The following is a 20,254-nucleotide window of genomic DNA, read 5'->3' as shown; positions in this document are numbered from 1 at the left end:
GGGAGTGGAATGCGGACGACGGCAGTATGTTCCTTACCATGGACATGGCAAAGGGCTTACCCGGTCGAATCCGCCGGCTCCTCGGTCCCGCCGCCGCGGCCGCCGGCGTCCTCCTCACCGTCACCGGCTGCACGGCAGACGGGGGCGCGGCACCCGCCGGAGACGCGGCCCCCGTCATCGCCCCAGGCAGGCCCGGCGAGAAGGCGCGCACCCTCTCCCCCGAGGAAGCCGCCCGCAGCCGGCCCGACGACACCCCCAACGCCGCCGACCGGGCCTACATGCGGCACATGGTCGAACACCACGAACAAGCCGTCCGGATGACCGCTCTCGCCCCGGACAGGGCCGCCGGGGACGCCGTCAAGCGGCTGGCCGAGCGGATCTCGGCGGCGCAGGCGCCGGAGATCGCCGTCATGCGGGCCTGGCTGGCCCGCCATCCCGGACCCGCCGGCGCGGACGGCGGCGGCCACGACCACGGCGCGATGCCGGGCATGGCGACCGAGCAGCAGCTGAAGGACCTCGAAGCCGCCCGCGGGGCCGACTTCGACCGGCTGTTCCTGACCCTGATGACCAGCCACCACGAGGGCGCCCTCACGATGGCCGGCGAGGTCCTGAAGGCCGGCAACAATGCGGCCGTCGAGGAGCTGGCCAACGAGGTCGTGGCCACGCAGAGCGCCGAGATCCACCGAATGCGGGCCATGGGCTGACGGCCCGCTGCCGCGGTGCCATGCTGGAGATCCCTGCGGGAGGAGTACCGCCGTGCTTCGTGTCGCCGTCGTCGGATCGGGCCCGAGCGGGGTCTACACCGCCCAGACGCTGGTCGCCCAGCGGGAGGTGCCGGGCGTGCGCGTCGACGTCCTGGACCGGCTGCCGGCGCCCTACGGGCTCGTGCGGTACGGGGTCGCCCCCGACCACGAGAAGATCAAGTCCCTGCAGGGCAGCCTGCGCACCGTGCTGGAGGACGAGCGGATCCGCTTCCTCGGCAACGTCGAGGTCGGCGGGCCGCAGCTGTCCACCGCACGGCTGCTGGAGCTCTACCACGCCGTCGTGTACTGCGTGGGGGCCGCCCGCGACCGGCTCCTGGGGATCCCCGGCGAGGAGCTGACCGGCGTGCACTCCGCGACGGAGTTCGTCGCCTGGTACAGCGGGCACCCGGACTCCGCGGACCGGGCCTTCGACCTGTCCGGGGTCCGCTCTGCGGTGGTCGTCGGCGCGGGCAACGTCGCCGTGGACGTCACCCGGATGCTCGCCCGCGGCGAACCGGAGCTCGCACCCACCGACATGCCGCAGCCGGCGCTGGGCGTCCTGGCCGGCAGCGGGGTGCGCGCGGTGTCGATGGTCGCGCGGCGCGGCCCCTCCCAGGCCAAGTTCACCACCAAGGAGCTGCGCGAGCTGGGCACGCTGCCCGGTGTCGCGGCCCTGGCCGACCCCGCCGAGCTGGCGCTCGACCCCGCGTACGCGGCGGGGCCCGAGGGGGCCGCCGACCTGCCCGCGGTGGCCCGGCGCAACCTGGAGGTGCTCCGCGGCTGGGCCGAGCCCGGAGCGGACCGCCCGGCCGGCCCCGCGGGACGCCGCATCGCCCTGCGGTTCTACCTGCGCCCGGTGGAGGTGCTCGCCGGGCGCGGTGGACGGGCCGCCGGGGTCCGCTTCGAGCGGACCGCCCCGGACGGCCGCGGCGGCGTCACCGGGACCGGCGCGTACGAGGACGTCGAGGCGCAGCTGGTGCTGCGCTCGGTGGGCTACCAGGGCGTACCGCTGCCCGGGATGCCCTTCGACGCGGCGAAGGCGACCGTCCCGCACGCGGCCGGCCGGGTCCTGCGGGCCGGCCGGGCCTCGGTCGGGGAGTACGTGGCCGGCTGGATCAAGCGCGGCCCGACCGGGGTGATCGGCACCAACCGGCCCTGCGCCAAGGAGACGGCCTCCTCACTCCTCCAGGACGCGGGCGCCCTGGCCCGGCGCGAGCTGCCCGGCGACCCGCTGGACGCGCTGCGCGCCGCCGGGTTGCGGCCCGTGGAGTGGCCCGGCTGGCTGGCCATCGAGGCCGCCGAGGCCGACCTGGGCCGGTCGCTCGGCCGCCGATCGGTGAAGATCCCGGACTGGGCGGGGCTGCTCGCCGCCGCGGACGGGCGGGCGGTCCCCGGCGCGGAGGCGCACGCCGCCGCCCCGTCCGCCTGAACCGGCAGCGCCCGAGCCGCGCCTCCGCCCGAGCCGTCCGGGCCCGGGCGGGGCTTCAGGACACCTCGCGGACGAGGTCCTCCAGCTCGGCGCGCAGCGCCCCGGCCAGCGCTGCCAGGTCGGGGACGGCCTCCGCGTCGGCGACGAGCCCGTAGTGGACGGTGTCCTTGTACGTGGACACTGCGACGGCGAGCGCGTGCCCCTGCGCCAGCGGCGCCAGCGGGTAGACCTCCCGGACCCGGCTGCCGCCGAGGGAGAAGGTGAACCCGGGCAGCGGGACGCTGGTGACCAGGATGTCGAAGAGCAGCCGCGCCGCCTGCGCCACCAGCGGGCCGCCCAGCCGGTGCCCCAGCGGGTGGACGTGGTCGGCGAGGAGGGCGACGGCCCCGGCCCCGCGGGACGGTCCGGCGTCCTTGTTGCGGTCCATGCCGCTGCGCACCCGCTGGAGCCGGCGCAGCGGGTCGGGCTCGTCGAGCGGGAGCCGGAGCAGGTAGCCGGAGAGCCGGTTGCCGTACTTCGCTCCCGCACCGGGCCTGCGGCGGGAGACCGGTATCAGCGCCCTCGGCCCGGCTCCGGGGGCGGCGGGGCTGCCCCGCTCGGCGAGCCACCGCCGCAGGGCGCCCGCCACGAGGGTGATCAGGACGTCGTTGACCGTGCCGCCGGCGACCTTGCGGATGCGGTTGACGTCGTCGAGGTCGAGGGCGAGGGCGGCCACCGCGCGGGTGCCGCTCCCGCCCGCGGCGGCGGTCAGGGCGGCGGGGACGCCGATCGGCAGGCCGGAGCGGGCCACCGCGGCGCCGATCTCCAGCGCCTGGCCGACGCCCTGGAGGCGGGCGGCGAGGGCGCCTTGGAGGCTGCGCAGGGACCCGGCCGGAGCCGGGGCGGGGACGGTCCGCGGGGCGCTCCGGCCGGGCGGCGGCCCCTCGTCGAAGAGGTGGGCGGCCAGCACCAGGGCGGCGAGCCCGTCGGCAAGCGCGTGGTGGAACTTGAACAGGACGCAGAAGGAGCGCGGGTCGGGGCCCGCCAGGACGTGCGCCTCCCAGGGAGGCCGGTCCCGGTCCAGGGGTCTGGCCATCAGCGGACCGGCGGCGGCCAGGGGGTCGTCGGTGCGGACGAGGAAGACGTGCCGGGCGGGGTCGAAGCCGGCGTCCGGCGCCCAGGCGGCCGCGCCCACCGGGAGCAGCACGTCGTGGATGCGGCGGCGCAGGCCGGGGACGCGGGCGCAGCGGGCGGCGAGGAGTTCGGCGGCGCGGGCCGCCGGGTCGGGTAGGGCGGCGGTGGCGGGAGGGGTGTCGGAGCGGGGGCCCGGCGGGGCGGAGTCGAGCACCGCGAGGGCGCCGAGATGCATGGGGTGGTCGGCTGAGTCGATCCGCCAGAAGGCGAGGTCGAGCGGGGAGAGGTGCTCTGTGACCACGTATTGCCTCTCGCGAGCAGTGGCTGAGGCTGGAAGTCAACCCCTTTCGGCCTCCTACGATCAAGTAGCCACACTTTGCCGCGCCGGTCGATCGCCGGCGGTCAGCCGGTCGCCGGCCACGGCCCCGCTGCCGGGCCACGGCCGCGGCACGGGTGCAGACTGGCCGGAAGGCGCCCGGCGGGACGCGTGGAAGTGCGGCCGGGCCGAGGACGGCCGGAGGTGTCGATCATGGCAGAGGTGCTGCTCCTGGCGGGGACCCGCAAGGGGCTCTTCATCGGCCGCAGCAGGGACGGCGGGCCGTGGCGGTTCGAGGGGCCGCATTTCAACGCCCAGGCCGTCTACGCCGTGGCGGTGGACCGGCGCCGCCCGGTGCCCCGGCTGCTCGTCGGCGGTGACAGTTCGCACTGGGGGCCGTCCGTGTTCACCTCCGACGACCTCGGGGCGACGTGGCGGGAGCCCGCACAGCCGGCGGTGCGCTTCCCCAAGGACACCGGGGCCTCCCTGGAACGGGTCTGGCAGCTGCACCCGGCCGGGCCCGAGGCGCCGGACGTGGTGTACGCGGGCACCGAGCCGGCCGCGCTGTTCCGCTCGGCCGACCGCGGCGAGTCGTTCGAGCTGGTCCGCCCGCTGTGGGAGCACCCGACCCGGGGGGACTGGATGCCGGGCGGCGGCGGTGAGGGCCTGCACACCGTGCTGACGCACCCGGCCGACCCCGCGGCCGTCACGGTCGCGGTCTCCACCGCCGGGGTCTTCCGCACGCGGGACGGCGGCGGCAGCTGGGCCCCGTCCAACCGCGGCGTGTCGGCGGTGTTCCTGCCCGACCCGCAGCCGGAGTGGGGGCAGTGCGTCCACAAGGTCGCCCGTGACGCCGGCGACCCGGACCGGCTCTACCTCCAGAACCACTGGGGGGTGTACCGCAGCGACGACGCCGGGGGCAGCTGGACCGACATCGGCTCCGGGCTGCCCTCCGACTTCGGCTTCGCCGTCGCCGCGCACCCCCGCCGGCCCGGGACGGCTTACGTCTTCCCGCTGAACGCCGACTCCGACCGCGTCCCCGCGGAGCACCGGTGCCGGGTGTTCCGCACCTCCGATGCGGGCGCCACGTGGGAGCCGCTCACCCGCGGCCTGCCGGACGGCGACCACTACGGCACGGTGCTGCGCGACGCGCTGTGCACGGACGACGCCGACCCGGCCGGCGTGTACTTCGGCAACCGCAACGGCGAGTTGTACGCCAGCCGCGACGACGGCGACAGCTGGGAGCTGCTCGCGGAGCACCTGCCGGACGTGCTGTGCGTGCGGGCCGCGGTGCTGCCCGCCTGAACGGCCCTCAGGAGGAGTGCGGCACGGGGCCGGGCGTTGGGCCAGTAGAGTGACTCCCCGTGGCTGCACGACCGTTGAAAGAAATCGTCGAGCCGGGCTGGGCCCGCGCTCTGGAGCCGGTGGCGGCGCACATCGCCGCCATGGGCGACTTCCTGCGCGCGGAGATCGCGGCCGGCAGGACCTACCTGCCGGCGGGGGCGAACGTGCTGCGCGCGTTCCAACAGCCCTTCGACGAGGTGAAGGTGCTCATCGTGGGGCAGGACCCGTACCCGACGCCGGGGCACGCGATGGGCCTGTCCTTCTCGGTGGCCCCGGAGGTCCGCCCGGTGCCCCCGAGCCTGGACAACATCTTCCGCGAACTCCACGCGGACCTGGGCGTGCCGCGCCCCGCGAACGGGGACCTGACGCCGTGGGCCCGGCAGGGCGTGCTGCTGCTCAACCGCTCGCTGACCACGGCGCCGCGCAAGCCCAACGCCCACCGGGGCAAGGGCTGGGAGGCCGTCACCGAGCAGGCCATCCGGGCGCTGGCGGCGCGCGGCAAGCCGCTGGTGTCGATCCTGTGGGGCCGCGACGCCCGCAACCTGCGGCCGCTGCTCGGCGACCTGCCGGCGGTGGAGTCCGTCCATCCCTCCCCCATGTCCGCGGACAACGGGTTCTTCGGCTCCCGGCCGTTCAGCAGGACCAACGACCTGCTGGCCCGGCAGGGGGCGCAGCCGGTGGACTGGCGACTGCCCGCCGGGGTCTGATCCGTCCGCAAGTGGATCATTCGGTTGAACCTTATACGACATTCATCGGATAAATACGGACAGATGCCGCCCGGCCGGACCCTGCCCGAACACCTGCTTCCGATAAGCCAGTAGCATGCGGCGCCATGAGCTCCCCCACTGGGCCCGCAAATGGCCTGCCCGTACGAATGCCGCGACCCCGCCAGACGGGACGCCACCGCCGGCCCGAGCCCGCGGTGGCCCCCGAGGGCGCGCCGACGCTGGTGCTCGCCGTGCCCGGCGCGCCTTCTGCCGCCTCGCGCGGGCTCGCGGAAGAGATCATCAGCATGGGCCGCTCCGAGCTGCCCGGTCTGGAGGCCCGCGTCGGCTTCCTGGAGGGTGACGACGCCGAGGGCGCCGAGTTCCCGGCCCTCGCGGGCGTGCTGACCGCCGTCGCGGCCGAGCGCGTCGCGCGCGCGGAGTTCGCGCGCGCCGCGGGCCACGAGGTTCCGGAGCAGTCCGGTCCGGACGCCGTGGTCGTCCCGCTGCTGGCCGGCCCCGACGCCGACCTGCTGCGCCGTATCCGCCAGGCCGTGATGGACTCCACGGCCGCCGTGGAGCTGGCCGAGGTGCTCGGGCCGCACCCGCTGCTCGCCGAGGGCATGCACGTGCGGCTGTCGGAGGCGGGCCTGGCCCGCGCCGACCGCGCGCGGCTCTTCACGGTGACGACCGCCGCCGACGGCATCATCGTCGCCACCACCGGCGGCGAGGAAGCCGTTCAGGTCGCCGGCGTCACCGGCATGCTGCTGGCCGCCCGCCTCGCAGTGCCGGTCAAGGCCGCCGCGCTGGACCAGGAGGGCGCGGTCGCCGCCGTCGCCGAGCAGCTGCGCAGCGAGGGCTCCACGCAGCTCGCGCTGGCGCCGTACCTGATCGGCCCGGAGGCCGCCGAGGGCCTGCTGGACACGGCGGCCAAGGAGGCCGACTGCGCGGTCTCCGAGGTGCTCGGCGCGTACGGCGCACTCGGCAAGCTGGTCGTCACCCAGTACGCCGCCGCCCTCGGGATCCCGCAGGGCGCCCCCGCCCGCTGACCCGGTCGGCACCGTCGGCACGAGGGCCCGCACCCCGCGATCCGGGGGCGGGCCCTCGCCGCGTCTGCGGCCCGCGCGGGCGGCCGGTCAGGCGAAGACGACGCAGGCGGCCGCCGGGACCGCGAGGGCCCCGGCCCGGTGCGGCTCGCCGGTCGCCGGGTCCACGTCGAACCAGGTGACGTCGCCGGAGCGCTCGTTGGCCGCGTACAGCCGGTGCCCGGCGGGGTCGGCGGCCAGGTCGCGCGGCCAGGCGCCGCCGCAGGGGGTGTTCGAGGCGGGGCGGGGCCGGTGCGGGCCGTCCGCGAGGGAGAGCGTCAGGATCGCGTCGGCGCCGCGCACCGCGACCCGGACGAAGCGCCCGTCGGGCGAGGCCAGCACCGCCGAGGGGTAGGCCCGTACGCCGCCGGGCGCGGCCCCCGGGGCGAGCGGCACCTCGCCGAGCGGCTCCAGCCGCCCGGAGCGCGGATCCCAGCGGCAGACGGTCAGCAGGGGCATCAGCTCGTGGACCACGTACGCGGTCCCGCCCTCCGGGTGGAAGGCGAGGTGGCGCGGCCCGCTGCCGGGACGCAGCCGGACCTCGGCGTGCGGGACCGGGGCGCCGGCGGCCGTGGCGGCGGGGCGGCACACGCGCACGGAGTCGGTGCCGAGGTCGACGGCGAGGACCCAGCGGCCGCTCGGGTCCGGCAGGACCTGGTGGGCGTGCGGCCCCTCCTGGCGGTCCGGGTCGGGCCCGCCGCCCCGGTGGGCGAGGACGGCGGCGGGGCCGGCGGCGCTGCCGTCCGGGGCGAGCGGGAGGCTGCTGATGCCGCCGGAGGTGTAGTGGGCGGTGAGCAGGGTGCGCCCGGCGAGGCTGAGGTGCGTGGGGCCGGCGCCGCCCACGGGGACGGCCGGGCCGAGGGGCGCGAGGCCGCTGCCGTCGGGCCGGAACACCTGCACGGCGCCCCGTTCCGTCTCGCTGACGGCGTAGAGGAGGCCGCTGCCGCGGTCGACGGCCAGGTAGGAGGGGTCGGCGAGGGCGTCGCCGGTGGCGGCGAGGACGGTGAGCGCCCCGGTCGACGGGTCGACGGCCGCGGTGGTGATCCCGCGGCCGCCGGCCGAGGTGAACGAGCCGATGTGGACGCGCGTGTGGACGCCTGCCGGGGCGGAGCCCGCCCCTGCCGTGCCGGGGATGCCGCCCGCCCCGCCCGCGCCTGCCGTGCCGTCCACGGATGCCCCTCTCCGCCGTTCCCGGTTTCCTCGGGGCCGACGGTAACAGAAGGTCTAGACCAAGTCGCGGCCCTCGGCCCGCTCCCGGGCGCCCGGGTGGTGCACGTAGGCGGTCGCGCTGGGCCGGTCCTCGTACGTGCGGTGGAAGACCGGCGTTGCCGCGCCCGAGATCGGCGGGACGATCCACGACCAGTCCGCGCCGACCTCCCGGCCCTTGCGCTCTTCGCGCGCCAGGTGGGTCAGGAACCGCCGGGACTCGCTGTGGTGGTCCGCGATGGTGACGCCCGCCCGGTCGTAGGAGTGCAGCACCGCCCGGTTCAGCTCGACGAGCGCGCGGTCCTTCCACAGCGAGCGGTCGCTGGAGGTGTCGAGGCCGAGGCGGCGGCCGACGGCGGGGAGCAGGTTGTAGCGGTCGGTGTCGGCGAGGTTGCGGGCGCCGATCTCGGTGCCCATGTACCAGCCGTTGAACGGGGCGGCCGGGTAGTGGATGCCGCCGATCTCCAGGCACATGTTGGAAATGGCCGGAACGGCGTGCCAGCGCAGCCCCCATTCCGCCCAGCCGGGGTCGTCGGGGTGCTCGATGGGCACCTCCAGCACCGCGTCGGCGGGGGTGTCGAACCAGCGCGGCTTGTCGTCGACGCCCTGGACGACCAGGGGGAGCAGGTCGAAGGGGGTGCCCGCCCCGCCGCGCCAGCCGAGGGCGAGCAGGGCGCTGGTGAGCGGCGCGTTCCGCGGGTCGCCGACGGTGAGCGAGGGGTGGTCGCCGTAGCCCGCGTACCGGATCAGCTGCTCGCTCCAGATCAGCGGGCCGGGGCGGTCGGGGGTGTCGGGGGCGAAGACGGTGATGGTGGGTCTGATCCGTCCGCCGTTGGTGGCCTCGCGCAGGTGAGCGAAGCACTCCTCGGCGAGCGCATCGGCGTCGCCGATGTGTCTGCGGTCGCGCACGCGCAGCGAGTTCCAGTAGAGCCTGCCTATGCAGCGGTTGCTGTTGCGCCAGGCGACGCGGGCCCCGTGGGCGAGTTCCTGCGGCGTGTGCCGGTAGGTCCCCGTCTCCGCGATCTCGGCCCGCACGGCGGCGAGCCGCGCGTGCGGATCACCCGCCTGCGGATTCTCCCGGTGGAAGAGGCGGACGAACTCCTCAGCCGCGGCCCACACCTGCGTCGTGGTCGAGCGTTCCCGAAGTTTTTCCATCCCGGGCCGTTACCCCCTGTCCGGACAGATCCACCCTGTGCGTGGCGGATGCACACGCGGTCGACGGTGACCCGTTGTACAGGCCGCAGGTCGGCGGAGTCAGCGTGCCGGGGGCCGGAACACACCGGCGAGTGATCTTCGACCGAACCTCCTGCGCGGCAGCCTGACGGGGCGTAGGATCCACCCCGGTCACGTGCAGGGCCGGGCCATGTAGAGCGCCCGCTCGCCGGCCGAGGGCGTGCCGTCGTAGAGGGCGGTGTCGAGGCCGCACAAGGTGAAGCCCATGCGCCGGTACGCGTGCACGGCGGGTGCGTTGACCGAGCTCACCTCCAGCCACAGGTGGGCCGCGCCGCGCTCGCGGCCGAAGCCGGCGGCGAGCTCCATCAGGGCGCGGCCGATGCCCCGGCCCCGGTGGGCGGGCGCGACCTCTATGTCGTCGACGGTCAGGCGCCGGTTCCAGGCGGCGTAGCCGACGGCGACGAAGCCGCACACCTCCGCGCCGTCGAGGGCGACGAAGACCCGCTCGTCGCGGCTCTCGGACCCGTGGTCCCCGGCCGCCTCGGCCGTGTCGGGGAACACCTTGTGCAGCGGCGGGTCTACGGGGACCTCGCGCACGCGGAAGCCGTCCTCCCCGGCGGTGACCCGGAAGACCGTGGCGGTGGTGAAGGAGCTGTCGATCCGGCCGATGGCCTCGGCGTCCTCGGGGAGCGCCGTCCGGTACGTGATGTCCATGCCGGGACCCTACGGCCGTACGGGCGCCCCGGGAGCCGGATCCGGTCAGGCGCTGATCACGAGCGGGGAGCGCGGGTCGGTGCGCAGCGGGGCGTGCAGCGCGACCAGGGCGTGCTCCAGCCCGTGCAGGTGGACCAGGGCCGGCTCGGCGGCCTGGGTCCGGCCCTGGGGCCGCGGCCCGCCGGCGGGGGTCTCGGCCCCGGCGGCGCCGTGCGGCGCGGTCAGGGCCTCGACGGCGGCCTCGACGCGCCAGCAGGCGGCGGCCAGGCGGGCGTCGTGGGAGGCCTGCGGGTCGGCCGCGACGGCCACGAGGCCGCGGACCTCGCGCGCGCAGTCGTCGAGGAGGGCGAGGACCTGGCGGGCGCGGGCCTTGCGGGCGCGCAGCGGGCTGAGGGGGTGGACCAGCGGGGCGAGCGCGGTGCGGGCGCGGCCCAGCAGCAGTTCCAGTTCGGCGGCGTGCGGCGCGGGGTCGGCGGCGTCGTCGCCGGCCAGCCGGTCGAGGGCGGCCGCGGTGGCCGCCCGTACGCAGTGCAGGGCGCGCTGGATGAACGCGTCGTTCACGGCGTGGGTGGTGACGGGGAGGATCAGGACGACGGCGAGCGCCGCGCCGAGCGCCCCGACGGCGGTCTCCTGGAAGCGCAGGAGCAGCAGGCCCGGGTGGAGCACGCCGAGCAGTCCGTAGAGCAGCCCGGCCATGACGGTGACGAAGAACATCATCCAGGAGTAGGAGGGCGCGGCGGTGTAGAAGATGCCGAAGACGCATACGGCGACCAGCGCGGCGGTGGGGGCGGGCGCGCCGTCCAGCGGTACGGCGATCAGCAGGCCCGCGGCGATGCCGACGACGGTGCCGAGGACCCGGCGGAAGCCGCGCACCAGGGTCTCGCCGCGCGAAGCGGTGTTGACGAAGATCCACCAGGCGGTGCCGACGGCCCAGTACCACCGCTCGTGCGAGAGCGCCTGCCCCACGAGCAGGGCGAAGGCGCAGGCGGCGGTGGCCTGGACGGCCTGCCGGGTGGTGGGCCGGGCCAGTCCCCGGCCGGGCAGGGCGGGCGGCGCGGGCGCGGGCGGCGTGCGCCGCTCGATCGGCCACAGCAGGAAGCGGACGGCGCCTGCGGCGAGCAGCGCCAGGCCGACGGCGGCGTACAGCTCGGGCAGCTGCGCGGGCAGCGCGTGCAGGAACTGCGTGACGAAGAACATCATGAAGGCGAAGATGCCGAGGGCGTGCCCGCGCGGCCCCCACCGGCGGGCGTAGACGCCGACGAGGACGACGGCGAGGAAGGCCGCGTCCCGGACGGCCGGCATGCCGTGCAGCGTGGTCGCCAGGGCCAGGACGGGGAAGCCGGCGACGGGCAGCAGGGCGGTCGTCGCGCGCTGGGCGCGGACGCTCGGGTCGAGCACGGTGAACAGGGCCAGCAGCGCCGCGAGGCCGCCGGTGATGGAGGCGGTGAGGGAGAGCCCCGACAGCTCCGCCGCGGCCACGGCCAGGAAGACGCCGATCACGGCGCGCAGCGAGTTGCGCAGTCTCAGACGCCCCGGATCCGGAGCAGTGAACATCCTCTTCACGGCGGTGTGCCGCCCCCCTCAAGGTGGTGCGCGCCGGTCCGGCGGCCGGCCCGGGGGTGGTGGGCGGGCGGACACGGCGAAGGCACCGCGCTCCGGGACCGGCCTCGTTGCCGCCCGGCGCCGCGCGGCGCCTGGTTACATGGATAGGCCACAGATAATCATCCGGGGGCCCGTTGGCTCAACACGGCCCCGGATCACTGGGCCAATGGCCCGGTCCCGGGCCGTCCGGACTCGCCACTGCCTGGCCAACGGACCAGCGTCAGGGGCGGGTGTTCCATGCGGCGATCACGGGGAGGCCGTGCTCGGTGGAGAGCGCGCTGACGGTTCCGGTGCGCAGCAGGAAGAGTCGGCCGTCCTGGGGCGGCAGGCCGAGGTAGCGGGCGGTGAGCACGCGCAGGAAGTGGCCGTGGGCGACGAGGACGGCGGGGCCGCGGTCCTCGGCCAGGACGGGGGCCACGCGGGCCAGCACGCGGTCGGCGCGGGCGCCGACCGCGGCGGCGTCCTCGCCGGGCAGGCCGTCCCCGCCGGGCGGGACGCCGTCCGTCCACAGCGACCAGTGCGGCCGGGTGCGGTGGATGTCGGCGGTGGTGACGCCCTCGTAACCGCCGTAGTCCCACTCGTACAGGTCCGGATCGGTGGCGGCGGCCGACAGGCCGGCGAGCTCCGCGGTGGCGACGGCCCGGCGCAGCGGGCTGGCCAGCACCACGGCGGGCTCCATGTCGCGGAAGCAGGGGGCGAGCGAGGCGGCCTGCTCCTCGCCGGCGGGGGTCAACGGGATGTCGGTGCGCCCCGTGTGGCGCCCGGAGGCGCTCCACTCGGTCTCGCCGTGCCTCACCAGCAGCAGGTCGCTCATCCTCCGGACGATAGCCGGTCGGACGGCGGCGGGCCCGGCGCCGAGGGGCGGCGCCCGAGCCCGGCACCGGATTCGATGCGGAAACGATGCGAGTGGTGCGCGCTGGTGCCTCCGGAGAGGCTCGCCCCATGGATGAAGCGGAGCACGACGAGCGGTTGGCCGCCGGTTTCGCGGCCGGTGACGAGCGGTGCATGGAGGCCGTCTACCGCCGCTGGCGGCCCCTGGTCCACGCCCTCGCCCAGCGGAGCCTGGGCGACGAGCGCGAGGCCGAGGACGTCACGCAGCAGGTGTTCCTCGCCGCCTGGCGCGGCCGGAACCGCTACCGGCCGGGGCCGGGAGGGCTGGGGGCGTGGCTGACCGGCATCACCCGCCACAAGGTGGCGGACGCCCTGGAGGCGCGGACCCGGCGGGCCCGGGCGGCGGCCGCCGCCGCGCGGGTGGCGCCGGCGCCGGGCAGCGCGTCGGGCGCGCCGCGGCCGGTCGCGGAGCAGGCGGTGGACCGGCTGGTGGTCCTCGGGGAGCTGGCCCGGCTGCCGTCGGCGCAGCAGCGGGTCATGCGGCTGGCGTTCTACGGCGACCTGACGCAGGCGCAGATCGCCGACCGCACGGGGCTGCCGCTGGGAACGGTCAAGAGCCATATGCGCAGGGCGCTGCACCAGCTGCGGCGCTCCCTGCCGGAGGCGGTTCCTGCGCTGCGATGACGGCGAGGGCGGAGCGCAGCCCGTGCAGCCGCCCCGTGCCCGGCACGGGCGTACCCCCGCCCCAGCCGGGGCCGGCGAGCAGCAGCGCCGACTGCGTGCGCGCGCCGCGGAGCCCCCATTCGATGCGGGCCAGGGATCTGGCGAGGGCCCTGTCGGCGGTCGTGCGGGACTGGGCCCACAGGACGACGGCCCGGGGGCCGGTGCGCCGTACGGCGTCGTGCAGGGCCTCGGCGGGCAGCGCCGCGCCGAACATGCGGGTCGGGACGCCGCGCTCGCCGAGGGCCGCGTTCAGTGCCTCGACGGGCAGGGTGTGCTGCTCGCCGGGGACGCAGGCGAGGAGGACGGGCGGGGTGTGCGGGGGCGCGGGCCGGGGCCGGACCCGGTGCAGTGCCTGCGAGACGTGCCAGGACAGCAGGTGCTCGACCTCCACGTACCGCTCCCCCGCGGTCGCCCACTTGCGGCCCACCGCGTGCAGGGTCGGCGCCATCACCTCCTCCCAGGCGGTGACGAGGCCGTGCTCGGCCAGGGCCGCGTCGAGCAGCTCCGCCACGGTCGGCGCGTCCAGGCGTACGGCCGCCCGGGACAGGCCGCGGCACTCCGGCCGCACCGCCCCCAGAGGCAGGCCGCCGCCCGGCCCTCCCGGGGCGTCCTCCGGCGCCGGGGCCGGCGCCTCGGCGGGGCGGGGCGGCTCGGCGGCGCCGCCGAGCGCGGTGCGGGCGGCCTCCGCCGGCGGAACGCCCTGCGCGGTCAGCCGGCACATCAGCTCCAGCCGGGCGATGTCCTGCGGGGTCCAGCGGCGGTGCCGGCCGTCCTCGCGGTGGGCCGGGCCGATGGCGTAGCGGCGCTCCCAGGAGCGGACCGTCGTCGGGGAGACGCCGAGGCGGCGGGCCACCGCGCCGGTGCTCAGGGCGGCCCCGGGCGGGGCGGGCCGCGGTGCCTGCGCGGACCCCTCGGGCTGCGGGAGGGCGGGCTGCGCCGGCGGGGCGGGGGACGTGCTGTCCATCCGGCTCACGATACGGCCCGGCGGTTCACTCGGAGCCGCGGCCGCGGCGGAAGCGGTCAAGCCCGTCGGCGAGCCCGATCAGCGGCGCCGGGTAGTCGTACCGGGCCCGCTCGGCCTCCGGGAGCCGCCACGGCTCGTGCACCTGCGGCGCGGGCAGCCCGGCGAGCTCCGGCACCCAGCGGTGCACGTACCGGCCCTCGGGGTCGAAGCGGAGCCCCTGGCGGACCGGGTTGAGGACCCGGTTGGGCCGGGTGTCGGTGCCGGTCCCGGCGACCCACTGCCAGTTGAGCTGGTTGTTGGCGAGGTCGCCGTCGACGAGGAGGTCGAGGAAGTGCCGGGCGCCGATCCGCCAGTCCACGTACAGGGTCTTGGTGAGGAAGCTCGCGGCGAGCAGGCGGCCGCGGTTGTGCATCCAGCCCTCGTGGCGCAGCTGGCGCATGGCCGCGTCCACGACCGGGTAGCCGGTGCGGCCCTCCTTCCAGGCCTCGGTCTCCTCCTCCGCGTCCCTGCCGGTGCGCCACCGGTCGCCGCGCGCGCGGTAGTCGCGGGCGGCGCAGTCGGGGCGGGCGGCCAGCACCTGGTAATGGAAGTCGCGCCAGCACAGCTGGCGGACGAAGGCCTCCGTGCCGGGCCCGCCGGCGGCGCGGGCGCGCTCGACGGCCTCGGTGGGCGAGAGGGTGCCGAAGTGCAGGTGCGGGGAAAGGTGCGAGGTCGCGTCGCCGGCGAGGTCGTCGTGCGCCTCCTCGTAGCGGGCGGCGCCGCTGCGGAGCCAGCGCGCCAGGAGGGCGCGCGCCTCGCGCTCCCCGCCCGCCGCGAGGCCCGGGGAGACGCCCGCGACGTCCCCGCGGCGGGGCAGCGGTTCCGAGCCGGGCCCGTCGGGGACGGGCACCGTGCGCGGGGCGGCGAGCACCGGGCGCAGCGGGAGCTCTGCCCAGCGGCGGAAGTACGGGGTGAAGACGGCGAAGTGGTCGGAGGAGGCGGGGCGCACCGCTCCCGGGGCGGCGGCGGTGACGACCGCCTCGTGCACGTAGAGCCGGCGGCCCTCCGCTTCGAGGGCGGCCCGCAGGCGCTCCTCGCGGGCGCGGGCGTGGTTGCTGACCCCGGCGGCCATGTGGACCTCGTCGGCGTCGCACTCGCGCACCAGGGCGCACACCTCGCGGGTCACGTCGCCGGAGCGCAGGACGAGGCGTCCGCCGCGGTCCCGGAGCGCGGCGTCGAGGCCGGCCAGGCAGTCGGCGAGGAAGGCCAGCCGGTTGGGGGCGGCGAAGCCGGCGGCGTCGACGGCGCGGTCGCGGACGAAGAGCGGGACGACCCGGTCGCAGGAGGAGAGGGCCGCACGCAGCGGCGGGTGGTCGTGCAGGCGCAGGTCGGAGGTGAACAGGACGACCGCGACGTTCATGGCTTCGGGCTCCGCTCCGGGGCGTGCGGGGGTTCGGGGGGTTTCCCCTCGCCCCCTGCTTCGGCCGGGGGGCCGCCCGCGGATGCGGGGACGCCGGCCGGGATGGCGTGCTGCGCCTCCAGGCGGCTCGCGGCGTGGGCGATGTTGCGGGCCATCCCGCCGAAGACCACGGCGTGGAAGGGCGAGACGCCCCACCAGTAGAGGTGTCCGAGCAGACCGTGCGGGTGGAACAGGGCGCGCTGCCGGTAGCGGGCCCTGCCGCCGCCGGGTGTCCCGGCAGGGCCGGCCGGCTCGGCGTACATCTCCAACCAGGCGAGGCCGGGCAGCCGCATCTCGGCACGCAGCCGCAGCAGCCGGCCCGGCTCGATCTCCTCGACCCGCCAGAAGTCGAGCGAGTCGCCCACCCGCAGCCGGGCCGCGTCGCGGCGGCCGCGGCGGATGCCGACGCCGCCGACGAGCCGGTCCAGCCAGCCCCGTACCGCCCAGGCGAGGGGGAAGGAGTACCAGCCGTTCTCGCCGCCGATGCCCTCCACGACCCGCCACAGTGCGTCGGGCGAGGCGTCCACGTCGCGCTCGCGCGCGTCGGTGTAGAGGCTGCCGCCCGCCCAGTCCGGGTCGGTGGGCAGCGGGTCGCTGGGGGCGCCCGGGGTTCCGGCCGAGGACCAGCGGGTTGCGACGCGGGCCTCCTTGACCTGCTTGAGGGCGAGTTCCAGCGCCTGGTCGAGGCCGATGGGCGAGCCCGGCGGGTCGGGGACGAAGCGGGCGATGTCGTGCTCGGCGCAGACGACCTCGTGGCGCAGGGACTCGGCGAGCGGCCGGGCCAGGGCCCGCGGCACCGGGGTGACGAGTCCGATCCAGTGGCTGGACAGCCGCGGGGTCAGCATCGGCACCCGCAGGATGAACCGCGGCGGGAGGTGGGCCACGACGGCGTAGCGGTGCATCATCTCCTCGTACGTGACCACGTCGGGCCCGCCGATGTCGAAGGCGCGGCTGACGCCGGGCGGCATGTCGGCGCTGCCCACCAGGTAGCGCAGCACGTCGCGGACGGCGATGGGCTGGACGCGGGTGCCGACCCAGCTGGGCGTGACCATGACGGGCAGCCGCTCGGTGAGATAGCGCAGCATCTCGAAGGACGCCGAGCCGGAGCCGATGACGACGGCGGCGCGGAGCACGGTGGTGGGGACGCCGGAATCGAGGAGGATGTCGCCGACCTCGGCGCGCGAGCGCAGGTGCGGGGAGAGGCCGCGGACGGGGACGCCCGCGGGGGTCAGGCCGCCCAGGTAGACGATGCGGCGGACGCCGGCCTCGCGGGCGGCGTCGGCGAAGATCCGGGCGGCCGCCCGGTCTCGGTCCTCGAAGCCGGTGCCGGCGCCCAGCCCGTGGACGAGGTAGTAGGCGGTGTCGATGCCCCGCATGGCGTCCGCGACGGAGGCGGCGTCGCCCACGTCGCCGCGGACGGCCTCCACCCGCCCGGCCCAGGGGTGGTCGCGCAGCTTCTCCGGGGAGCGCGCCAGGCAGCGGACGCGGTGCCCCGCGTCGAGGAGTTCGGGCACGAGGCGGCCGCCGATGTAGCCGGTGGCGCCGGTGACCAGGCAGTGCAGGCCGGCCATGGTTCTCCTTCCGTCGTCCCCGCCGCTTCCTCCGCCCCGCCGCGGCCTCATCAGCGGCGCGGCTCCCGTACGGGATTCGGCCGGTCCGGTCCGCGCGGATGCACCGGCCGCGGCGGGGGCGCGGCCGGGCGGAGGGCCGTTGGTACAGTCGCCGCATGGCGGTGGACGAACTCGACACCCGCATCCTGCGGCTCCTGATCGAGCAGCCGCGTACCAGCATCCGCGAGTACGCCCGGATCCTCGGGGTGGCGCGCGGCACGCTCCAGGCCCGGCTGGACCGTTTGGAGCGCACCGGTGTGATCACGGGGACGGGCCCGGTGCTGTCGCCGGCCGCGCTCGGGCATCCGGTGCTGGCGTTCGTGCACGTCGAGGTCACCCAGGGGCACCTGGACGAGGTCGGCGAGGCGCTCGCGGCCGTTCCCGAGATCATCGAGGCGTTCTCGATCACCGGTGGCGGAGACCTGCTCACCCGGGTCGCGGCCCGCGACAACGAGCACCTGGAGGACGTCATCCAGCGGCTGATCCGCCTCCCGGGCGTGGTCCGCACCCGCACGGAGGTGGCGCTGCGCGAGCGGGTCCCGCACCGGCTGCTGCCGCTGGTGGAGGCGGTCGGACGGGCCGCCCGCAAACCCTGACCGGGACCGCCGGCCGGCACCGGGATTCAAGCCCAACCCTCCCTGCACACGGCCGGATTGGGCCGGCAGGGATCTGGCGGGGCGGGCCGTCCGCTGCCACCATGCGTGCGTGACAGCCACCCTGACGCCCCCGGGCGCCGAGCGCGGACCGCGCCGGTGGCCCCTCGTGGGCAACCTGCCGGCCTTCGCCCGCGACCCCCTGGCCTTCTTCGAGTCCCTGCGCGACGGGCACGGCGACTGGGTGCCCTGGGCGCTCGGCCCCAAGCGCAATGTGCTGGTGTCCCGGCCGGAGCACGCGGGGGAGCTGCTGGGCTCCGTCGAGAAGACGTTCAAGCCGATGGAGCTGGGCTGGGCGTTCCACCAGCTCCTCGGCGACGGCGTCGTCGTCGCCACCGGGGAGGAGTGGCGGCGCAAACGCGCCCTGGTGCAGCCCGCGGTACGGCCCCGCCAGGTGCGCTCGTACGCCGCGACGATGGTCGAGTGCGCGGACGCGCTGGTGGGCGGGTGGGCCGGCGGGGACCGCATCGACGTGCACCGGGAGATGGCCGGGCTGACCCAGCGGATCGCGGTGCGCACCCTGTTCGGCAGCGACGCCGCGGGGCGCGAGGGGCCCATCAGCGCCGCCATGGCCACGGCCCAGCGCGAGCTCGGCGCGGAGTTCCGCGGGGTGACGCTGTTCCTGCCGCCGTGGGTGCAGACGCCCGGGCGGCGCCGGCTGCGGCAGGCCGTCGCCGTGCTGGACCGCGAGATCGACCACGTCATACGCGAGCACGAGGCGGCCCGCGCCGGCGGCACCGAACGCGACGACCTGCTGAGCCGGCTCCTCGCCGCCCGCGACGAGACGGGGGCGCCGCTGACGCGCAAGGAACTGCGGGACGAGTCGATCACCCTGTACATCGGCGGCCACGAGACCACCTCGACCACACTCACCTGGGCCTGGCAGCTGCTGTCCGGGTCGCCCGCGGCGCGGGCCCGGTTGGCGGAGGAGCTGGACCGGGTGCTGGGCGGACGGCTGCCCGCGTACGAGGACTACGAGCAGCTGCCCTTCACCCGCCAGGTGGTCAAGGAAGCGCTGCGGCTGTACCCGCCGGTCTGGCTGATCTCCGCGGTCGCCGGGGACGGCGCGGTGATCGGCGGGCGGGCGGTGCCGGCGGGGACCGCCGTGTGGACGAGCCCCTGGTCGATGCACCGCGACGGGCGGTGGTTCCCGGAGCCGGAGGCGTTCCGGCCGGAGCGGTGGGACGCCGGCGCCGAAGGCCGGGCCGACGAGCGGGCGTGGATCCCCTTCGGCGGCGGGCCGCGGGCCTGCCTCGGGGCGCGGTTCGCGCTGGTGGAGGCCGCGCTCGTGCTGGCGGTGCTGGCCCGCCGCTTCCACCTCGACACCGGGCCCGAGCCCGTGCCGGTCTTCCCCGGGCTGACGCTCCAGCCCGCGCGGCCGGTCCCGGCGGTGCTGCGGCGGCCCTGACCGCCCCGAGGGAGGGCCGGGAAGATCCCGGGCACCCCGCCGGTTGGTGGAACCGTGAACGAAAACACGCGCGGTGTGCGGGCCGGGTCGGCCGGCGACGTCGACGTGGTGGTCGTGGGCGCCGGCCAGGCCGGCCTGTCCACCGCCTACCACCTGGCCCGGGCGGGCATCGGGCACGTCGTGCTGGACCACGCGCCGCGCCCCGGCGGCGCATGGCAGTTCCGCTGGCCCTCCCTCACGTACGCCAAGGTCCACGGCATGCACGCGCTGCCGGGCATGGAGCTGGTGGGCGCCGAACCGCAGCGCCCGTCCTCCGAGGTGATCGGCGCGTACTTCGCCGCCTACGAGGAGCGGTTCGGGCTGGACGTGCGGCGGCCCGTGCACGTCACCGCCGTACGGGAGGGGCGGGGCGGGCGGCTGCGGGTGGAGTCCTCGGCGGGCACCTGGTCCGCGCGGGCCCTCGTCAACGCCACCGGCACATGGGACCGGCCGTTCTGGCCGCGCTACCCGGGCCAGGAGTCCTTCCGGGGACGGCAGCTCCACACGGCGCAGTACCCGGGGCCGCAGGCGTTCGCCGGGGCCCGGGTCGTGGTGGTCGGCGGCGGCACGTCCGCGGTGCAGCACCTGCTGGAGATCGCGGAGGTGGCCGACGAGACCACCTGGGTGACGCGCCGGCCGCCGGTGTTCCGCGAGGGGCCGTTCGGGGAGGCCGAGGGCCGGGCCGCGGTGGCGCTGGTCGAGGAGCGCGTACGGAGCGGCTTGCCCCCGCAGAGCGTGGTCAGCGTGACCGGGCTCGCCCTGAACGAGGCCGTGCGCGCCGGGCTCGCCTCGGGGGTCCTGGAGCGGCAGCCGGTGTTCGACCGGATCACTCCGACCGGTGTGGCCTGGGCGGACGGGCGGCACCTGGAGGCCGACGTGATCCTGTGGGCGACCGGCTTCCGTGCGGCGGTCGACCACTTGGCGCCGCTGCGGCTGCGTGAGCCGGGCGGCGGCATACGGCTCGACGGGACCCGCGCGGTCCGGGACGAGCGGGTCCACCTGGTCGGCTACGGCCCCTCGGCGTCGACGATCGGGGCCAACCGGGCGGGCGGCTCGGCGGTACGGGAGATCCGCCGCCTGCTGGCCCGCGAAGTCACCCCCGGCGACGGCGACCGCGCCCGGGAGCCGGTCCCTGCGGCGGCCCCTTGAGGACCCTTGT

General features: G+C 76.7%; 18 protein-coding genes. 9 read left to right on the top strand and 9 right to left on the bottom strand.

What is annotated here, in order from left to right; all coding sequences use genetic code 11:
* Positions 1–38 precede the first annotated feature (38 nt).
* A complete protein-coding gene (locus IE170_RS22570; RefSeq protein WP_189811264.1) occupies positions 39–704 on the top strand; it encodes a DUF305 domain-containing protein in 666 nt (221 codons plus the stop codon).
* A gap of 52 nt (positions 705–756) precedes the next feature.
* Positions 757–2,172 carry an FAD-dependent oxidoreductase gene (locus tag IE170_RS22565; protein ID WP_189811263.1) on the top strand — a complete coding sequence of 472 codons (1,416 nt, stop codon included), beginning with the start codon at positions 757–759 and terminating at the stop codon, positions 2,170–2,172.
* 55 nt (positions 2,173–2,227) lie between these two features.
* Here the strand turns inward: IE170_RS22565 and IE170_RS22560 are convergent, their stop codons facing one another.
* The gene (locus IE170_RS22560; protein WP_189811262.1) at positions 2,228–3,586 is read right to left on the bottom strand and encodes a wax ester/triacylglycerol synthase family O-acyltransferase; all 1,359 of its coding nucleotides are present in this window, start codon (positions 3,584–3,586) and stop codon (positions 2,228–2,230) included.
* Positions 3,587–3,814: 228 nt separating this feature from the next.
* Here IE170_RS22560 and IE170_RS22555 point away from each other — a divergent pair, with 228 nt between their 5' ends.
* From IE170_RS22555 to IE170_RS22545, 3 genes are all read left to right on the top strand, one after another.
* On the top strand, positions 3,815–4,906 hold the full coding sequence (locus tag IE170_RS22555; protein WP_189811261.1) for a WD40/YVTN/BNR-like repeat-containing protein: 1,092 nt from the start codon (positions 3,815–3,817) through the stop codon (positions 4,904–4,906).
* Between the two features lie 59 nt (positions 4,907–4,965).
* Positions 4,966–5,652 (top strand): uracil-DNA glycosylase, encoded by a 687-nt coding sequence (locus tag IE170_RS22550; RefSeq protein WP_189811260.1) that lies wholly within the window; start codon positions 4,966–4,968, stop codon positions 5,650–5,652.
* 125 nt (positions 5,653–5,777) lie between these two features.
* On the top strand, positions 5,778–6,698 hold the full coding sequence (locus IE170_RS22545) for a sirohydrochlorin chelatase (RefSeq protein WP_189811259.1): 921 nt from the start codon (positions 5,778–5,780) through the stop codon (positions 6,696–6,698).
* Positions 6,699–6,785: 87 nt separating this feature from the next.
* On the opposite strand, the gene IE170_RS22540 is transcribed toward IE170_RS22545, so the two are convergent.
* From IE170_RS22540 to IE170_RS22520, 5 genes are all read right to left on the bottom strand, one after another.
* Positions 6,786–7,868 carry a lactonase family protein gene (locus IE170_RS22540; RefSeq protein ID WP_189811338.1) on the bottom strand — a complete coding sequence of 361 codons (1,083 nt, stop codon included), beginning with the start codon at positions 7,866–7,868 and terminating at the stop codon, positions 6,786–6,788.
* Positions 7,869–7,958: 90 nt separating this feature from the next.
* Positions 7,959–9,095 (bottom strand): nitric oxide synthase oxygenase, encoded by a 1,137-nt coding sequence (locus IE170_RS22535; RefSeq protein WP_189811258.1) that lies wholly within the window; start codon positions 9,093–9,095, stop codon positions 7,959–7,961.
* A 189-nt stretch (positions 9,096–9,284) separates the two neighbouring features.
* Positions 9,285–9,827 (bottom strand): GNAT family N-acetyltransferase, encoded by a 543-nt coding sequence (locus IE170_RS22530; protein WP_189811257.1) that lies wholly within the window; start codon positions 9,825–9,827, stop codon positions 9,285–9,287.
* 45 nt (positions 9,828–9,872) lie between these two features.
* Positions 9,873–11,381: an FUSC family protein gene (locus IE170_RS22525; RefSeq protein WP_189811256.1), complete on the bottom strand. Its 1,509-nt coding sequence runs from the start codon at positions 11,379–11,381 to the stop codon at positions 9,873–9,875.
* 268 nt (positions 11,382–11,649) lie between these two features.
* Positions 11,650–12,243, bottom strand: coding sequence for a histidine phosphatase family protein (locus IE170_RS22520; RefSeq protein ID WP_189811255.1), 594 nt, complete (start codon positions 12,241–12,243; stop codon positions 11,650–11,652).
* 128 nt (positions 12,244–12,371) lie between these two features.
* Between IE170_RS22520 and IE170_RS22515 the strand changes: the two genes are divergently transcribed.
* Complete coding sequence (locus IE170_RS22515) at positions 12,372–12,944, top strand: RNA polymerase sigma factor (protein ID WP_223857042.1); 573 nt, start codon at positions 12,372–12,374, stop codon at positions 12,942–12,944.
* Here IE170_RS22515 and IE170_RS22510 read toward each other — a convergent pair.
* Genes IE170_RS22510 through IE170_RS22500 form a run of 3 tightly spaced genes read right to left on the bottom strand, consistent with a single transcriptional unit; the run spans position 12,871 to position 16,956 of the window.
* Complete coding sequence (locus IE170_RS22510; RefSeq protein ID WP_189811253.1) at positions 12,871–13,947, bottom strand: MerR family transcriptional regulator; 1,077 nt, start codon at positions 13,945–13,947, stop codon at positions 12,871–12,873. The genes IE170_RS22515 and IE170_RS22510 overlap by 74 nt on opposite strands.
* Before the next feature lie 25 nt (positions 13,948–13,972).
* Positions 13,973–15,346 carry a cryptochrome/photolyase family protein gene (locus tag IE170_RS22505; protein WP_189811252.1) on the bottom strand — a complete coding sequence of 458 codons (1,374 nt, stop codon included), beginning with the start codon at positions 15,344–15,346 and terminating at the stop codon, positions 13,973–13,975.
* Entirely contained in the window at positions 15,343–16,956 is a 1,614-nt protein-coding gene (locus IE170_RS22500) for an SDR family oxidoreductase (protein WP_223857041.1), read from the bottom strand. The genes IE170_RS22505 and IE170_RS22500 overlap by 4 nt, the downstream gene beginning before the upstream one ends.
* Before the next feature lie 155 nt (positions 16,957–17,111).
* On the opposite strand from IE170_RS22500, the gene IE170_RS22495 reads away from it, so the two are divergent.
* From IE170_RS22495 to IE170_RS22485, 3 genes are all read left to right on the top strand, one after another.
* A complete protein-coding gene (locus tag IE170_RS22495; protein WP_114056455.1) occupies positions 17,112–17,591 on the top strand; it encodes an Lrp/AsnC family transcriptional regulator in 480 nt (159 codons plus the stop codon).
* A 109-nt stretch (positions 17,592–17,700) separates the two neighbouring features.
* Entirely contained in the window at positions 17,701–19,056 is a 1,356-nt protein-coding gene (locus IE170_RS22490) for a cytochrome P450 (protein ID WP_189811250.1), read from the top strand.
* Positions 19,057–19,110: 54 nt separating this feature from the next.
* Positions 19,111–20,244: an FAD-dependent oxidoreductase gene (locus tag IE170_RS22485; RefSeq protein ID WP_229885072.1), complete on the top strand. Its 1,134-nt coding sequence runs from the start codon at positions 19,111–19,113 to the stop codon at positions 20,242–20,244.
* Positions 20,245–20,254 lie beyond the last annotated feature (10 nt).

Origin of the sequence: Streptomyces toxytricini, assembly GCF_014649915.1 — a bacterium.
Taxonomy (GTDB): domain Bacteria; phylum Actinomycetota; class Actinomycetes; order Streptomycetales; family Streptomycetaceae; genus Streptomyces; species Streptomyces toxytricini.
This window is presented reverse-complemented; position numbering and strand designations above follow the sequence as displayed.

Excerpts from the sequence above, each read along its gene's own strand:
- IE170_RS22570 (WP_189811264.1), top strand. The coding sequence starts at position 39 with ATGGACATGGCAAAGGGCTTACCCGGTCGAATCCGCCGGCTCCTCGGT.
- IE170_RS22555 (WP_189811261.1), top strand. The coding sequence starts at position 3,815 with ATGGCAGAGGTGCTGCTCCTGGCGGGGACCCGCAAGGGGCTCTTCATC.
- IE170_RS22545 (WP_189811259.1), top strand. The coding sequence starts at position 5,778 with ATGAGCTCCCCCACTGGGCCCGCAAATGGCCTGCCCGTACGAATGCCG.
- IE170_RS22535 (WP_189811258.1), bottom strand. The coding sequence starts at position 9,095 with ATGGAAAAACTTCGGGAACGCTCGACCACGACGCAGGTGTGGGCCGCG.
- IE170_RS22530 (WP_189811257.1), bottom strand. The coding sequence starts at position 9,827 with ATGGACATCACGTACCGGACGGCGCTCCCCGAGGACGCCGAGGCCATC.
- IE170_RS22525 (WP_189811256.1), bottom strand. The coding sequence starts at position 11,381 with ATGTTCACTGCTCCGGATCCGGGGCGTCTGAGACTGCGCAACTCGCTG.
- IE170_RS22520 (WP_189811255.1), bottom strand. The coding sequence starts at position 12,243 with ATGAGCGACCTGCTGCTGGTGAGGCACGGCGAGACCGAGTGGAGCGCC.
- IE170_RS22515 (WP_223857042.1), top strand. The coding sequence starts at position 12,372 with ATGGATGAAGCGGAGCACGACGAGCGGTTGGCCGCCGGTTTCGCGGCC.
- IE170_RS22510 (WP_189811253.1), bottom strand. The coding sequence starts at position 13,947 with ATGGACAGCACGTCCCCCGCCCCGCCGGCGCAGCCCGCCCTCCCGCAG.
- IE170_RS22505 (WP_189811252.1), bottom strand. The coding sequence starts at position 15,346 with ATGAACGTCGCGGTCGTCCTGTTCACCTCCGACCTGCGCCTGCACGAC.
- IE170_RS22500 (WP_223857041.1), bottom strand. The coding sequence starts at position 16,956 with ATGGCCGGCCTGCACTGCCTGGTCACCGGCGCCACCGGCTACATCGGC.
- IE170_RS22495 (WP_114056455.1), top strand. The coding sequence starts at position 17,112 with ATGGCGGTGGACGAACTCGACACCCGCATCCTGCGGCTCCTGATCGAG.